The sequence below is a fragment of the Streptococcus sp. k-90 genome (assembly GCF_013277565.1).
Lineage (GTDB): Bacteria > Bacillota > Bacilli > Lactobacillales > Streptococcaceae > Streptococcus.
In genome coordinates, this window is the sequence record NZ_VMNE01000005.1 from 1 (window position 1) to 17,307 (window position 17,307).

Annotated in this window: 7 protein-coding genes; 6 read left to right on the forward strand and 1 reads right to left on the reverse strand. The window is 39.8% G+C overall.

Going from position 1 to position 17,307, the window contains the following annotated elements; translation table 11 throughout:
* Nucleotides 1-93: 93 nt before the first annotated feature.
* Complete coding sequence (locus tag HT734_RS02175) at nt 94-1,725, reverse strand: Na/Pi cotransporter family protein (RefSeq protein ID WP_125422298.1); 1,632 nt, start codon at nt 1,723-1,725, stop codon at nt 94-96.
* A 304-nt stretch (nt 1,726-2,029) separates the two neighbouring features.
* Between HT734_RS02175 and HT734_RS02180 the strand changes: the two genes are divergently transcribed.
* The 6 genes from HT734_RS02180 to HT734_RS02205 form a co-directional block, all read left to right on the forward strand.
* Nucleotides 2,030-7,141: a bacterial Ig-like domain-containing protein gene (locus HT734_RS02180; protein ID WP_173277244.1), complete on the forward strand. Its 5,112-nt coding sequence runs from the start codon at nt 2,030-2,032 to the stop codon at nt 7,139-7,141.
* 89 nt (nt 7,142-7,230) lie between these two features.
* Nucleotides 7,231-8,427 (forward strand): phosphoglycerate kinase, encoded by a 1,197-nt coding sequence (locus HT734_RS02185; protein ID WP_001096743.1) that lies wholly within the window; start codon nt 7,231-7,233, stop codon nt 8,425-8,427.
* Nucleotides 8,428-8,562: 135 nt separating this feature from the next.
* A complete protein-coding gene (locus HT734_RS02190; protein ID WP_000119911.1) occupies nt 8,563-9,090 on the forward strand; it encodes an aromatic acid exporter family protein in 528 nt (175 codons plus the stop codon).
* Nucleotides 9,091-9,166: 76 nt separating this feature from the next.
* Nucleotides 9,167-9,523 (forward strand): transcriptional repressor GlnR, encoded by a 357-nt coding sequence (glnR, locus tag HT734_RS02195; RefSeq protein WP_000659551.1) that lies wholly within the window; start codon nt 9,167-9,169, stop codon nt 9,521-9,523.
* A 36-nt stretch (nt 9,524-9,559) separates the two neighbouring features.
* Nucleotides 9,560-10,906, forward strand: a complete 1,347-nt coding sequence (gene glnA, locus HT734_RS02200) for a type I glutamate--ammonia ligase (protein ID WP_001122886.1) — start codon at nt 9,560-9,562, stop codon at nt 10,904-10,906.
* Nucleotides 10,907-11,817: 911 nt separating this feature from the next.
* A partial coding sequence (locus HT734_RS02205; RefSeq protein ID WP_173308463.1) for an Ig-like domain-containing protein occupies nt 11,818-17,307 on the forward strand: 5,490 nt, incomplete at its 3' end.

The following is a 17,307-nucleotide window of genomic DNA, read 5'->3' on the forward strand; positions in this document are numbered from 1 at the left end:
AAAATCAAAGAGCAAACTAGGAAACTAGCCGCATGCTGTACTTAAGTACGGCAAGACGACGTTGACGTGATTTGAAGAGATTTTCGAAGAGTATTAGATTTGTTCAGCGATGACCTTTTCAGCTAGATTCATAGCGTGGTCAGACACACGAGTGTAGTGGGAAACAATATCGATAAAGTTGACTCCAGCTTGTGTAGAACACTCACCCTTGTTGAGGCGTTTGATATGGGTCTTTCTGAGAACACGCTCTATATTGTTGATTTCTTTATGGCGTTCAATCAGACTTTGAGCTTTTTCAATATCATTGTTTTCCACACTATCAAGGGCATCCTTGATAAAACCAGTGGTTTTTTGATAGATATCAGCCAATTCTTGCAAAGCAGCTTCAGAGAACTCAACATTTTTACGTTGAAGGTAGTCAGTCAGATTGATTAGGGCTTCTGCGTGGTCCCCAATCCGTTCCAAATCACGGGATGAATCAAGGATGTTGGTCAGCACTTCGCTTTCTTTCTGGCTAAGGGCTTCACTTGAAAGAGTAATCAGGTAACGAGTCAATTTTTCATCAATGGTATTGATGGCTTCTTCTGTCTTGTGTCCTTTTTCAGCAACCTTTTCATTAAGGTCAATGATGTAGTTGTAAGAAAGGTCAAAGGCTTTAGAAGCATAATTTCCTAAGTGTAGGAGTTCTTTTTTGGCATTTCCGAGAGCGATTGATGGAGCTTGTTTAATCAAATGTTCATCAAGATAAAGCGGCTCGTACTTCACAACTTCATCTTCACCAGGGATGAGCTTGGTTACAAAGAAAGCCAAGGCTCCGATGAAGGGAAATTGTACGATGGTGTTACTTACGTTAAAGGCACCGTGAGAGAAGGCGATGGTCATCTCAGGTGAGAGGTGAAGGAGTGCTTGGAAGTACTCAATCATAGCAGTGAAGGGGCCTAAGAAGATTAAGCAAAGAATAGTTCCTAAAACGTTAAAGGTAACGTGGGTTGCAGCAACGCGTTTCGCAGAGACATTGGCTCCAGCTGCCGCGATGATAACGGTTAAAGTGGTCCCAATATTATCTCCGAAGAGAACTGGTAGAGAACCATTAAGGTCAAGGAATCCACCTGCATAGAGACCCTGCAAAATCCCGATTGTCGCAGAAGAAGCTTGGATGAGAACGGTAATCACTGCACCAGCAAAAACTCCTAAAATTGGATTTTGTCCCAAGGTTACCATATACTCCTTGAATTGTGGTAAATCTTTAAGAGGGCTCATACCGGCACTGATGAGGTTGAGGGCATAGAAGATTCCCCCTACACCAAACAGGATGCGCCCGATATTGTTTGCTGTTCTATTTTTTGTAAAAAATAGGAACATGGTTCCAAGGAAAATCAAGGGTAAAGCATACTCACCAAGCTTGAAACCGATGATAAAGGAAGTAACGGTAGTTCCGATGTTGGCTCCCATGATAATTCCGATAGCCTGTCTAAGAGTTAGAAGGCTAGCGCTGACCAGACCAACCGTGATAACTGTAACCCCTGTACTTGACTGAATCAGGGCAGTCACGACAATCCCGACTAGAACACCTAAAAAGGGATTGCTGGTGTACTTGTCAATGTAAAAACGAAGGCGGTCTCCAGCAGCTTGTTGCAAACCGTCTCCCATGGTCTTGATACTATATAAAAATAGTCCCAGACCACCTAAAAAGTGAAATAAAATTTCCTGCCAATTAATGGACATTTCTTTTTCCTCCGAAAAATAATAACGGAATTTCTCCTATTCTATTTTAAAGGATAAAAGTAAATCTAACAAGTATTAAGCTAAGATTTTAGAAAGAAAATTCCTGAGAATGGATCTTAATTATATTAATTTTACCAATTTCTAACCTAGATATAGGCATTTCCTTTTATATATTGACATTTAAAAGAAATATCTTAAAATGAGGGAGGAATTATCTTGGTCCCTGTGATTGGGATAAAAATTTTATAAAGAAAGTTAAGCGCTTTCTTTTTATGCAACAAAACCAATCTTTTAGGAGGAGAAAATGAAGAATTCATTTTTTGAAAGACGTTGTCGTTACAGTATTCGTAAGTTATCAGTAGGAGCCTGCTCCCTGATGATTGGGGCTGTTTTATTTGCTGGTCCAGCCTTGGCTGAAGAAACTGCAGTTCCTGAAAATAGCGGAGCTAATACAGAACTTGTTTCAGGAGAGAGTGGGCATCCAACTAGTGAAGCCGACAAGCAGAATGAAGGGGAACGTACTGGAGAAAACAAGCTAGAAAAGGCAGAAGGAGCAGAGACAGTATCTGAAACTGCTTCGCCAGCAAGCAATGAAGCTGCAACTACTGAAACTGCAGAGGCAGTAAGCGTAGCTAAACCAGAGGAAAAACCAAGTGAGGTGGTTGCAGAAACACCATCTGCCACATCAAAACCAAAGTCTGACAAGGAAACGGAAGCAAAGCCTGAAGCAACTAGCCAAGGAGATGAGTCTAAGCCAGCAGCAGAAGCTAATAAGACTGAAAAAGAAGTCCAGCCAGATGTCCCTAAAAATACAGAAAAAACATTAAAACCAAAGGAAATCAAATTTAATTCTTGGGAAGATTTGTTGAAATGGGAACCAGGAGCTCGTGAAGATGATGCTATTAACCGCGGGTCTGTCGCCCTTGCTTCACGTCGAACAGGTCATTTGGTCAATGAAAAAGCTAGTAAGGAAGCAAAAGTTCAAGCTCTATCAAACACCAATTCTAAAGCAAAAGACCATGCTTCTGTTGGTGGAGAAGAGTTCAAGGCTTATGCTTTTGACTATTGGCAATATCTAGATTCAATGGTCTTCTGGGAAGGTCTCGTACCAACTCCTGACATTATTGATGCAGGTCACCGTAACGGGGTTCCTGTATATGGTACACTTTTCTTCAACTGGTCTAATAGTATTGCAGATCAAGAAAGATTTGCTGAAGCTTTGAAGCAAGACCCAGATGGTAGCTTCCCAATTGCCCGTAAATTGGTAGATATGGCCAAGTATTATGGCTATGATGGCTATTTCATCAACCAAGAAACAACTGGGGATTTGGTTGAACCTCTTGGAGAAAAGATGCGTCAGTTTATGCTCTATACCAAGGAGTATGCTGCTAAGGTAAACCATCCAATCAAGTATTCTTGGTACGATGCTATGACCTATAACTATGGACGTTACCACCAAGATGGTTTGGGAGAATACAACTATCAATTCATGCAACCTGAAGGTGATAAGGTTCCAGCAGACAACTTCTTTGCTAACTTTAACTGGGATAAGGCTAAGAATGATTACACTATTACAACTGCCAACTGGATTGGCCGTAATCCTTATGATGTATTTGCAGGTTTGGAATTGCAACAGGGTGGTTCCTACAAGACCAAGGTCAAATGGAATGACATTTTAGATGAAAATGGGAAATTACGACTTTCTCTTGGTTTGTTTGCCCCAGATACCATTACAAGTTTAGGAAAAACTGGTGAAGATTACCATAAGAATGAAGATATCTTCTTTACAGGTTACCAAGGTGATCCTACTGGCCAAAAACCAGGTGACAAAGATTGGTATGGTATTGCTAACCTAGTTGCGGACCGCACGCCAGCAGTGGGTAATACTTTTACTACTTCTTTTAATACAGGTCATGGTAGAAAATGGTTCGTAGATGGTAAGGTTTCTAAGGATTCTGAGTGGAATTACCGTTCAGTATCAGGCGTTCTTCCGACATGGCGCTGGTGGCAAAAATCAACTGGTGATAAGTTGAAAGCAAGCTATGATTTTGAAGATGCTTATAATGGTGGAACTTCTCTCAAATTTGCAAGGGATCTTTCAGGTGCGACCAAGCAAGATGTGAATTTGTATTCTACTCGCTTGAAGGTGACAGATACAACCAAATTGCATGTTGCCCATAAAGGAGGAAAAGGTACCAAGGTTTATGTAGAATTTGCAACCAAGAAAGATTATACCTACGGTGATGAAGCTGCCCGTAAAGAATTGACAGTTTCAGATAACTGGACTACCGATGATTTTGATTTGAGTGCCTTAGCAGGTAAAACAATTTACGGTATTAAACTGTATTTTGAGAATGACAAAGACTTAAAAGGTTATCAATTTAACCTGGGGCAATTGACCATCAGCAATAATCAAGATGCTCCTCAGGCACCAACCACAGTAGCTGTAGCCAAACAAGTCCTTAAAAATGCCCAAGAAGCGGAAGCAGTTGTGCAATTTAAAGGCAACAAAGATGCAGATTTCTATGAAGTTTACGAAAAAGATGGAGGCAGCTGGAAATTACTAACTGGCTCATCTTCTACAACTATTTATCTACCAAAAGTTAGCCGTTCGGCAAGTGCTCAGGGTACAACTCAAGAACTGAAGGTTGTAGCAGTCGGTAAAAATGGGGTTCGTTCAGAAGCTGCAACCACAACCTTTGATTGGGGCATGACTGTAAAAGATACCAGCCTACCAAAACCACTAGCTGAAAATATCGTTCCAGGTGCAACAGTTATTGATAGTACTTTCCCTAAGACTGAAGGTGGAGAAGGTATTGAAGGTATGTTGAATGGTACCATTACCAGTCTGTCTGACAAGTGGTCTTCTGGACAGTTAAGTGGTAGTGTGGATATTCGTTTGACCCAACCACGTACAGTTGTTAGATGGGTGATGGACCATGCTGGAGCTGGTGGAGAATCTGTAAACGACGGTTTGATGAACACCAAAGACTTCGACCTTTATTATAAAGATGCGGATGGTCAATGGAAGTTGGCTAAGGAAGTTCGTGGCAATAAAGCTCATGTTACAGATATTACCCTTGACAAACCTATCACAGCTCAAGATTGGCGCTTGAATGTCGTTACTTCTGACAATGGAACTCCATGGAAGGCTATTCGTATCTATAACTGGAAAATGTATGAAAAGCTTGATACAGAAAGTGTCAATATTCCGATGGCCAAGGCTGCAGCTCGTACTTTAGGCAATAACAAGGTACAAGTTGGCTTTGCAGACGTACCAGCTGGAGCTACCATTACCGTTTATGACAATCCAAATTCTCAAACTCCAATTGCAACCTTGAAGAGTGAAGTTGGAGGTGACCTAGCAAGTTCACCATTGGATTTGACAAATCACTCTGGTCTTCTTTACTATCGTACCCAGTTGCCAGGCAAGGAAATTAGTAATGTCCTAGCAGTTTCCGTTCCAAAAGATGACAGAAGAATCAAGTTAGTCAGCCTAGAAACAGGACCTAAGAAAACAAGCTACGCCGAAGGGGAGGATTTGGACCTTAGAGGTGGTGTTCTTCGAGTTCAGTATGAAGGAGGAGCTGAGGACGAACTCATTCGCCTAACTCACGCAGGTGTATCAGTATCAGGCTTTGATACGCATTATAAGGGAGCACAAAATCTTACTTTACAATATTTGGGGCAACCGGTACATGCTAATTTATCAGTGACTGTTACTAGTCAAGATGAAGCAAGTCCGAAAACTATTTTGGGAATTGAAGTAAGTCAGGAACCGAAAAAAGATTACCTAGTTGGTGATAGCTTAGACTTGTCTGAAGGACGCTTTGCAGTGGCTTATAGCAATGACACCATGGAAGAACATTTCTTTACTGATGAGGGAGTTGAAATTTCTGGTTACGATGCTCAAAAGACTGGTCGTCAAACCTTGAAGCTTCGTTACCAAGGCCATGAAGTTAACTTTGATGTTTTGGTGTCTCCAAAAGCAGCACTAAACGATGAATACCTCAAACAAGAAATTACTGCTGTCCAAGGTCGTCAGTCAACGGTTGTTTACACCTTCTCTAGTGAGGACAAACAAGCGACGCTACTAGAGAAACTTAATGGAGCGAAAGCTGTTGCAGAAAATCATGGTGCCAGTCAGGAAGATGTTAATCAGGCTTTGAATGAATTGAAACAAGCAGGCGCAAACTTGGATGGTAATCAGCGTTATGAGGCTGCTAGGAAAGAATTAGAAAGTTTACTCGAATCCATCCGCGAAAAATATCCTAAATCAGAACTAATTGCGCAAGCAGAGGCTTTGTTGGTCTCACAAGCACCAACTCCACAAGCTTTTGCGGACATGAAAGAACAGCTGAATAAGAAACTAGCTCCTGCAGCAGAAAGCCATCACGTTGGTAGCCAGGATCCAAATGAAGTAGCCCCAACAGTTGAAGCCCTCTCTGGACTAGTTGTGGAAACTGAAACAATAGCCTTCGAACGTCAAGAGCGCCCAAATGCAAGCCTTCTTAAAGGTCAACATCAACTAGTTCAAGAGGGAGTTGAGGGACAAATTCGTCACTTGATTGAAGTAGATAGCCAAGGGAAACGCACTCTTCGTTTAACAGAGGTAGTTAAAGAAGCTGTTCCAGAAATTACTGAGATTGGAACAAAAGTTCTTTCAAGTAAGGAACCAACTGAAGGTGTCAAGAATTTGGTTGTGAATACTCCGAAATTAGAAGTTGAAGAGACAAGTATTGCCTTCGAACACCAAGAACTTCTAACTGCAGGTCTTCTCAAAGGTCAGCGTCAACTTGTCCAAGCAGGAGTTGAGGGACAAATCCGTCGCTTGATTGAAGTAGATAGTCAAGGCAATCGTACGCTTCGCGCTACAGAAGTTTTGAAAGAAGCGAGTCCTGAAATCGTGGAAGTAGGTACTGGTCTCATCCCTGCAAATCCTGCACCACAAAACACAGACCTTCCAAAACCTTCTAATCAACCAGTGTCTGACCAACAAAAGGCTCCTAAATTGGAAGTTCAAGAGGAAAAGATTGCATTTGACCGTCAAGAACATGAAAATGCTGAGTTGCTAGTTGGGGAACAACGAGTCATCATACAGGGACGAGATGGTCTGTTAAGACATGTCTTTGAAGTTGATGAAAACGGTCAGCGTCGTCTTCGTTCAACAGAGGTCATCCAAGAGGCGATTCCAGAAATTGTTGAAATTGGAACAAAAGTAAAAACTGAACCAGCAGTAGCGCCTACACAAGAAAAACCAGCCCAAAATACAGCAGTTAAATCAGAAGAAGCAAGCGCCCAATTACCAAATACAGGGACTGTTGATACAAACGAAGTCCTAATAGCAGGATTAGCCAGCCTTGGTCTCGCTAGTTTAGCCTTGACATTGAAACAGAAAAAAGAAGAGGAAGATTAAATATCGAAAAATCTTGTGAAATCTTTCCTTATATTTCCAAAGTGTGATATAATAGTTTCGAATAAAATAAATAAAGGGGTTTTTGTAACATGGCAAAACTTACTGTTAAAGACGTTGACTTGAAAGGTAAAAAAGTCCTCGTTCGTGTGGATTTCAACGTACCATTGAAAGATGGCGTAATCACTAATGACAACCGTATCACAGCAGCTCTTCCAACTATTAAGTACATCATCGAACAAGGTGGACGTGCAATTCTTTTCTCTCACCTTGGACGTGTGAAAGAAGAAGCTGATAAAGCTGGTAAATCACTTGCTCCTGTAGCTGCTGACTTGGCTGCTAAATTGGGTCAAGACGTTGTTTTCCCTGGTGTCACTCGTGGTGCTGAATTGGAAGCAGCAATCAACGCTCTTGAAGATGGACAAGTTCTTTTGGTTGAAAACACTCGTTACGAAGATGTTGACGGCAAAAAAGAATCTAAAAACGATCCTGAACTTGGTAAATACTGGGCATCACTTGGAGATGGTATCTTCGTAAACGATGCATTCGGTACAGCTCACCGTGCACACGCATCTAACGTTGGTATCTCAGCAAACGTTGAAAAAGCAGTTGCTGGTTTCCTTCTTGAAAACGAAATTGCCTACATCCAAGAAGCAGTTGAAACTCCAGAACGTCCATTTGTAGCTATCCTTGGTGGTTCAAAAGTTTCAGACAAGATCGGTGTTATCGAAAACTTGCTTGAAAAAGCTGATAAAGTCCTTATCGGTGGTGGTATGACTTACACATTCTACAAAGCACAAGGTATCGAAATCGGTAACTCACTTGTAGAAGAAGACAAATTGGATGTTGCGAAAGCTCTTCTTGAAAAAGCAAACGGTAAATTGATCTTGCCAGTTGACTCAAAAGAAGCAAACGCATTTGCTGGCTACACTGAAGTGCGTGACACTGAAGGTGAAGCAGTTTCTGAAGGCTTCCTTGGTCTTGACATCGGTCCAAAATCTATCGCTAAATTTGACGAAGCTTTGACTGGTGCTAAAACAGTTGTATGGAACGGACCTATGGGTGTATTTGAAAACCCAGACTTCCAAGCTGGTACAATCGGTGTGATGGACGCTATCGTGAAACAACCAGGTGTTAAATCAATCATCGGTGGTGGTGACTCAGCTGCCGCAGCGATCAACCTTGGACGTGCAGACAAGTTCTCATGGATCTCTACTGGTGGTGGAGCATCAATGGAACTTCTTGAAGGTAAAGTTCTTCCAGGTCTTGCAGCCTTGACAGAAAAATAAGATTTCATAAATGAATCAAAGAAGAGAGGGATGAAAGTTCCTCTTTTCTTTTGCTTGAAATAAAAACGCTTCCTCTCAACTATTACTCATAAAAATCACCGATTTATGATAAAATGGAAATAGAAAGTTGAGATTATGAGTTATTTTAAAAAATATAAATTCGATAAATCCCAGTTCAAACTTGGTATGCGAACTTTTAAAACAGGTATTGCTGTTTTTCTAGTTCTCTTAATTTTTGGCTTTTTTGGCTGGAAAGGTCTTCAAATCGGTGCTTTGACAGCCGTTTTTAGCTTGAGGGAGAGTTTTGATAAGAGTGTTCATTTTGGGACTTCGCGCATTCTAGGAAATAGTATCGGTGGCTTCTATGCTCTGGTCTTCTTCCTATTAAATGGCTTTTTCCATGAAGCTTTTTGGGTAACTTTAGTAGTTGTTCCAATCTGCACCATGTTAACCATTATGACAAATGTGGCCATGAATAACAAAGCGGGCGTTATTGGCGGTGTAGCGGCCATGTTAATCATTACCCTATCGATTCCGAGCGGAGAGACAATTTTGTACGTATTTGCTCGTGTATCGGAAACTTTCATGGGAGTTTTTGTTGCAATTCTCGTAAATTACGATATTGATCGCATTCGGCTCTTTTTAGAGAAAAAAGAAAAATAATGTTACATTTTATAACATTATCAATTGACGTTTGTCTTTTTTTAGACTATAATAGACAGAAAGAAGGAAATTGTAAATGAAGGAAAAAGAATTTCGCCGAAACATGGCTGTTTTTCCTATTGGCAGTGTTATGAAGTTGACAGATCTATCGGCACGTCAGATTCGTTATTATGAAGATCAAGAGTTGATTAAACCTGATCGAAATGAAGGGAACCGTCGCATGTATTCCTTGAATGACATGGATCGTCTGCTTGAAATCAAAGATTATATCTCAGAAGGTTATAATATCGCTGCCATTAAGAAAAAATATGCTGAACGTGAAGCGAAGTCCAAGAAAGTGGTGAGTCAGACTGAGGTGCGTCGTGCACTTCACAATGAACTTCTCCAACAGGGACGTTTTGCTTCAGTACGATCACCTTTTGGTCGCGGTTAGGCAACCGCAAGTAGTCATAGATTAAGGAGAAAACTCATGCCAATCACAGCTGCAGATATTCGTCGTGAAGTCAAGGAAAAAAATGTTACCTTTATCCGTCTCATGTTCTCAGATATTTTGGGAACGATGAAAAACGTCGAAATTCCTGCTACAGATGAACAATTAGATAAGGTCTTGTCAAATAAGGCTATGTTTGATGGATCTTCTATTGAAGGTTTTGTACGTATCAATGAGTCAGATATGTACTTGTACCCAGACTTGGATACATGGACAGTCTTCCCGTGGGGAGATGAAAATGGAAGTGTTGCAGGTTTAATCTGTGATGTCTATACAACAGAAGGTGAACCATTTGCAGGTGACCCTCGTGGCAATTTGAAACGAGCTCTTCGTCACATGGAAGAAGTAGGATTCAAATCTTTCAACCTTGGACCAGAGCCAGAATTCTTCTTATTTAAACTAGATGAAAATGGTGACCCAACACTTGAAGTAAATGACAAGGGTGGCTACTTTGATTTGGCGCCTACGGACCTTGCGGACAACACACGTCGTGAGATTGTCAATGTCTTGACCAAAATGGGATTTGAAGTAGAAGCGAGTCACCACGAGGTTGCGGTTGGACAGCATGAAATTGACTTCAAGTACGATGAAGTTCTCCGTGCTTGTGATAAGATTCAAATCTTTAAACTTGTTGTTAAAACCATTGCTCGCAAACACGGGCTTTATGCAACCTTTATGGCCAAACCAAAATTTGGTATTGCTGGGTCAGGTATGCACTGTAATATGTCCCTGTTTGATGCAGAAGGAAACAATGCCTTCTTTGATCCAAATGATCCAAAAGGAATGCAGTTGTCAGAAACGGCCTATCATTTCCTTGGCGGTTTGATCAAGCATGCTTACAACTATACTGCCATCATGAATCCAACCGTTAACTCATACAAACGTTTGGTTCCAGGTTATGAAGCGCCTGTTTACATTGCTTGGGCTGGTCGTAACCGTTCGCCACTTGTGCGCGTACCTGCTTCACGTGGCATGGGAACTCGTCTTGAGTTACGTTCAGTGGATCCGATGGCAAACCCATACATCGCTATGGCGGTTCTTTTGGAAGTTGGTTTGCATGGTATTGAAAACAAAATCGAAGCACCAGCTCCTATCGAAGAAAATATCTACATTATGACAGCAGAAGAGCGTAAGGAAGCTGGCATTACAGACCTTCCATCAACCCTTCACAACGCTTTGAAGGCTTTGACTGAAGATGAAGTTGTCAGAGCGGCTCTTGGAGAACATATCTATACTAGTTTCCTTGAAGCCAAACGAATCGAATGGGCAAGTTATGCAACCTTCGTTTCACAATGGGAAATTGATAACTATTTAGATTTATATTAATGGTACAGAAAGGTTGTCCGTTTGGGCAACCTTTTTATGTTGTTCTAAAGACTGGAGTACTTACATTTAGTCTTTTGTAGATTACTAATATTCTTCGAAAATCTCTTCAAACCACGTCAGCGTTATCTGCAACCTCAAAGCTATACTTTGAGCAGCTTGCGGCTAGCTTCCTAGTTTGCTCTTTGATTTTCATTGAGCATAAGTTTATTATAGTAGATTGGAAGATAATGAATTGAGTCTAGGATTGTCCAAAATAATTCCTAACAATGTTTTAGAAGTCGTGTTATACTATTGCGACTTAAATATGATATAGTGTTTTCATATTGCTCATACTCTTCTATTTTCATTGAGTATCAGCTATAAAGATCGATTACAATATGTCTTTTATGCGCTTCAGTTAGATGAGTGTAATAGATGAGAAGTTTTTTTATTTTTTCTTGAATTGAGGTTTTATCGTCTATAGTATGCTGTAATCTACATGAATATAAGGTGTGTTTGTCATAAATTGATTTGATGCATTTGATGTTTTTATATTAAATTTTCTGATATTTCTTTAATAAGGATAATTGCTATTTTTGTAAAAATCAAGCTACTAAAATTTTATAGTTTAGTCCTAATTAGTAAATATACAAATTCATACATAGAGGGTAGTTCCACCGCTTGCATATATATATATATATATGCAAGCGGTGGAACTTATTTTATCCATACAGGAATCAATAGTTTAAAGATTTTTTGTCATGTATTAATCGCTCTTTTTTCAACGAAAATCTTACTATTCTAGGAACTGCTTCGTTATAAAAATACTCTATAGTTGTTAATTATTTATTACAGATATCATTTTACTATATCAACTTATTGTGATAAACTATATATAGTTATGTCATTTTAAAAATAGAAAGGAAAAATTTATGTTTGGACATAAGAATAATAGGAATGGTGAAAAAGTTTTTCGCTATTCGATTAGAAAGTACCATTTTGGTGCTGCTAGTGTAGCTATAGCTGCCCTCTTGTTTTTTGCAAATGGAGTAGCTAGAGCAGATAGTCTATCTGTATCCCCTGATACAGCAGCGACTGAGAAGACCCTAAATGATGAGGGTAGGAGTAGGGCTAAGGAAGAACCCTTGCCAAATAGTCAAGAGCTTGCTGAAAGGAATTTGGAAGAAAAAACTACAAAAGTTGTTGATAAATCAGCCCTTCTTCAAGTGATGGATGAGCTTAAAGATATTGTAGTTAAGGTAAAAGAAAGTAAACTTGCTCCATTGTCTAATCAGCTTCTTCAGCTTACTGATGAAAGCAAACGTTTGCTTTCTGATAAGGATGCTAAATCAGAGGATATTGATCAACATATTCTAAAAATTAGAAAGCTGATAGAAACATTAAAAGAGCAAGAAAGTAGTGCTAGTCAACCTGAGCGGAAAGAAGAGAGTAAGGTGCCTTCTGCTGAAGCGGTAGACGAGACTGCTAATCAGGCTGAAAGTAGCAATGCTAAGGATTCTTTACTAGAAGATAAGAGCACGAATGAGGCTGCTACTGAAGTTCGTAAAGAAGAAACTTCTAGAGATAGCTCAAAACCTACTGTGACAGCTTCCGATAGAAGCTTAAACAAGGTAGATAAGGAAGCTAATAGTCTAGAACTGCCAAACAAAGATAATAAACTGTTGCCGATAGATACGAAAAGTAATCTTGTAGATGAGGCGACAGAGGATGTTCTTGATAAGAAGAAAAAAGGTTATTCTGGGTTTAGAATAGCTCATTATGCAGCTCGATCAATTGATCGTTCTGTAGCTGGAAATCTCGACTCAGGTACTATCAGTGGTGATGGAGTTAAACAGTTTGAAAATCTTCATTATGACATTGATGGTGATCGTACTATTTGGAGAGTGGCTGTCCGTCCGGCTCATAAGAATCATGCTTGGGCTGGTATTGCAGTTACATCAGATGATACTATTGAAAATATTCGTGTAGTAGAAAGAGGTGGAGCTGGTGGTAGTGTACTAGAAGAGAGAGAAATTTCCAGAGGACGCCCTGCTAGTACGCCTTTCTCTAATTATAAGATGTTTATTGGTCACTACAGACTTATTGGTGGAGCTGTGCCAGATAGAATAGTCTATGAAGTAACTACTAGAGGAACACATCACAATCTTTTTGCTCGCTTTGCGACCGCTATTGTACAGAATACTCTTGAAAATTCTGGCTTAAGTGGTAAGGCGGCGATTACAAGTCGAAATTCAGACTTCCCTGCTGTAGGTATCCATGTCAATGCAGTAGGCGCTCCTACTGTTAACCACAACTATACTCGAACCAACGACACTGTACGTATGCAGACTGTACCGTCAACAGATAATCAATTATCAGGGACTGGGAAACCAGGAGCGACTATTTCTGTTAAGAAAAATGGAAATACTTTTAAGAAGACAAAAGTTGATGGAAGTGGTCATTGGGTTGTTTCACTAGATGCTGGTTTAAATAGTAATCTATCAGATACTGGAGAACAACTTGTACCGAAAGATAAGATAACAGTAACTCAAAGTGTTGATGGCAAAGAGAGTGAAGCAACGAATGTGGATGTTTCATTAGGACGTTCATGGATTGATCATTCACCGGGACATCCTGTAGGTGAGGTTACATCTAATCAACGTAATATTAAATTATTTGTACCACATGATGCAGGGATGGCGTATTTGAAGTATAGAGATACGAATAATCAAGAGCATCAAGTTGCAATTAGACGTACTACGATTAATCAACAATGGCAATCTCTTCAAAGTAATCTAGCAACTGTTACTTCAGTAGATAATACAAGTAATAAGTTCTATTCTATCATCAATTTACGATTGAATAGTGATATGAAAGTAGGATCTCAAACGTCTGTTATTTCAAATATGAAAGAAGGCGGTTACGGAAGTCTTGAGGGATGGAAACCTGTCAATGTAGTAGAGGCTCCATTAACATCTGGTGCTCACATCGAGAGTGACTTAACAGGGAAAGCAAGTATACCTGCAGACGTCAGAGTAAAAGCACCAGTAGGTTCAACAGTAAAACTTTACGATAATAATGATGTACTGATAGGAGAAGCTCAAGCTGGAAATGATGGCTATGCAATGGTACATCCTCGAAATAGTTTACCTGAAGGGCAAATTAGAGCGACTTCAACACCTGTTGGAGGTAAAGAATCAGCAAAAAGTGACCCTGTGAATGTTACGAGAACTCAAATAGGTCATGGAGGAGCGAAACAAGTTTCTTCCGAAGGTAAAGCAAGAGCTACTATCGGAGTGGATAAAGAATGGGTTACAGCATATCGTGGAGATCATGTCGAAGTTAATGTTTCTACTTATGCAAAATATCTAGAAAAATTTTTGCCAAATCCAAATACTAGAGGCCATGTCAAAGGATTAGAAGAATCAGGCGGTTTCTTAGTAACAGCTCAATCCACCCCTGAAACGGCTCGTACGGGAAAAACTAGTGGAACGATTGCAATGGATCAGCCCCTAGGACCAACGGTTCTTAATTATTATGTTGTAAGCAAGACAACAACAGCTAATTATGGACGCCATAATGCTGGTTCAAGTGCAAATGTTAGTACAACCATTAACGTTCTTGAAGTAGCGAAAAAATATGATATTTCTATTGATAAAAAGATTACTGTAGACAATCCAAACGCTGTAAGTGGTCCAGAAAAAGAGAAAATCATTGCAGCGATTAAAGAGAAGAACAATAGAACATATACAGATGCAGCATACAGAGCATTATTAGATCAGGCAACTTATTCAGTAGATGAAAAAGGGAATGTTACCATCACTTATCCTGATAAATCAGTAGATAAAGTAGCTTCGGCATACACTATTCAAAAACGCCCAGTAATAGAAACATCCTTAATCGATAAGGCAGATACACAAACACCGACTACTGTATCGGCAGATCCAGGTTCTAAAGTAAAACTTTACGATCACTCAGGCCATGAATTGGGAGAAGGTACGGCAAATGAAAGTGGTCGAGTTACTATTAATCCTACAAGACCGATTCCAAATGGAAATGTAACAGCAAAAGCAACTGATAATCGTGATCACACAACAGATGCAAGTGCTCCAAAACAAGCGACAGTACCTGCACCGCAAGCTTTGACTATTCAGCAACCTCATCATGGTTCAACAAGCGTAACTATTATTCCGCAAGGCAGAACAGATATTATCACTGCAGTTATTCAAGGGAAAAAAGTTAAAATTGAAAAAGAAGGTTCTGGACGTTATAAGACGTTAGAAAATGCGGCGAATGTACGAATTTCACCAAATTCAAATGGAAGTGTAACCTTTGAATTGCCTTCAGGTACAAGATTTGAAACCCTAGATAGAATCCAAGCTATTGCAGAAAATAAAGATATTACGGTAGCTTCAGGAATAAGATCATCTCAAGAGGCTAATCAATATGTATTAGCAAATAAAGGAGAGAAAGTACCTGTAAAAGATATTAATCATTTAACTCCAACAGATAAAGAAAGAGTTAAAACAGCCTATGAAAAAGCCAATCCTGGTATCAATAAGTCAGAAGTAACTGTTGAAAATAACGGGAATATTACCTACAATCACCAAGGTAGAGGATCTGTTCAAAAAGGTAATGCAAAAACACCTGATAATGTTGTTTTAGATAATGTAGCTCCAGGTAAGCCAACGATTCCAACTAACTTGACGGATAAAGCTGGAACTAGAACTCAAATTGAAGTAGATACAGAACCAGGTGCATCTGTTGTTTTATATGATCATGGAAATCAAGAACTAGGACGCGGTGTAGCTAACGCAAGTGGTAAAGCGCTTATCGATCCGACTAAGGAAATTCCGAAAGGTAATGTTACAGCTAAAGCAACAGATGAAGCAGGAAATATCTCACATCCAAGTGATGCTAAGGTTGCTACTTTCCAAGATTTCACGCCAAAAGTTCCTGCTAAGACACCTGTTACAAAAGTAACTTCTTTAACACCGAGTGAAGTTAATCAGGTTAAGAAAAAAGTTTCAGATGCTAATCCTGGTAAAGAAGTACAGGTATCGACTAATGGTACTGCCACTGTAACTGATCCTAAATCAAGAATATCTCATGAAATATCTGGAGACAAGCTGGTTGAATCAAATGATAAGATTAGACCAATAGTTGAAATTCCTTATGATAATCCAGCTAGACAAGAGATCTATGTTTACTCTGGGGAAAATAACGATATTACACTGAAAGCTTGGGATAATTCTGGTAAGATTTCTAAATTGCATTTAGCGTTTGCTGCTGATAATAGACAGGGTCTAGGTACAGAAGATTCATACTTGAACGGGAAAACCCGATCAGCACTTTACTTGAGCGCTACTAAAATTCACACTGATACACCAGCAAGCCAAAATTCTCCGGCTATTCTTAAGGTAACTGGTGAGATTCCTAAGGGTGAGTTTAATGAACAAAGCGGGCAAATTTCTCGATACTTATTTGCAGAAGATCCAAGTGGAAATACTAACTATGAGCATGTAGGTCATGCTAATGATGTAGGAGCTCCTGGACGCATTCGATTTGTATGGAAACCTCAAACATTTAAATATGATGCACAGCCGCCAGGCACACCATTATTATTAGATAGTGCAGATGCGACTCAAATTGAGAATGCTGTAAAACAAGCTAATCCAACATTTAGCGATAAAATTAAGTCTGTAACAGTTAATGGCAATAATGTGATTGTGACCTATAAAGACGATAGTACAGATCGATTAGATGCTTCTAAAGTCTTTAAAGTACGTGATTCTAAGCCAACGTCACCAATGGCAACTGCACCAAAAGATGGAACAGTAACAGTAACACCAACAGGGGATGCAGATAAAGTAATTGTTAACTACACAGATGAGCAACAAAATTCTAAAGTAGTAACAGTAGTTAAAGCTAAAAATGGAACATGGTCATCATCAGATAAGCCAGCAGGAGTAACTGTTGATCCAAGAACAGGAACGTTGTTAATTCCAGCTGAAGGTGTTAAAGATAGAAGTCAGGTAACAGCAACAGCTACGAAAGGTGATAGTAGACCATCAGATCCAAAAATAGTTACAGCGCAGCCTAAAGATTTCACCCCAGTGAAACCAGACGAGAAAGTTCCAGTTAAAGACAAAGCGCACTTAACTCCAGAAGAGAAAAAACAAGTGGAAGACAAAGTCAAAGCGAAGAACCCAGGTAAGGAAGTCACTGTAGGCGAAGACGGCACCGCAACGTTGAAAGATCCAACAACCGGCATCAGCCACCAAATTCCAGGAAGTGACTTGGTCAACCAAGATTTCACCCCAGTGAAACCAGACGAGAAAGTTCCAGTTAAAGACAAAGCGCACTTAACTCCAGAAGAGAAAAAACAAGTGGAAGACAAAGTCAAAGCGAAGAACCCAGGT

Bases quoted from the DNA above. Each gene is read 5' to 3' on its own strand.
- HT734_RS02190 (WP_000119911.1), top strand. From the start codon at position 8,563: ATGAGTTATTTTAAAAAATATAAATTCGATAAATCCCAGTTCAAACTT.
- HT734_RS02180 (WP_173277244.1), top strand. From the start codon at position 2,030: ATGAAGAATTCATTTTTTGAAAGACGTTGTCGTTACAGTATTCGTAAG.
- HT734_RS02175 (WP_125422298.1), bottom strand. From the start codon at position 1,725: ATGTCCATTAATTGGCAGGAAATTTTATTTCACTTTTTAGGTGGTCTG.
- glnA (WP_001122886.1), top strand. From the start codon at position 9,560: ATGCCAATCACAGCTGCAGATATTCGTCGTGAAGTCAAGGAAAAAAAT.
- glnR (WP_000659551.1), top strand. From the start codon at position 9,167: ATGAAGGAAAAAGAATTTCGCCGAAACATGGCTGTTTTTCCTATTGGC.
- HT734_RS02185 (WP_001096743.1), top strand. From the start codon at position 7,231: ATGGCAAAACTTACTGTTAAAGACGTTGACTTGAAAGGTAAAAAAGTC.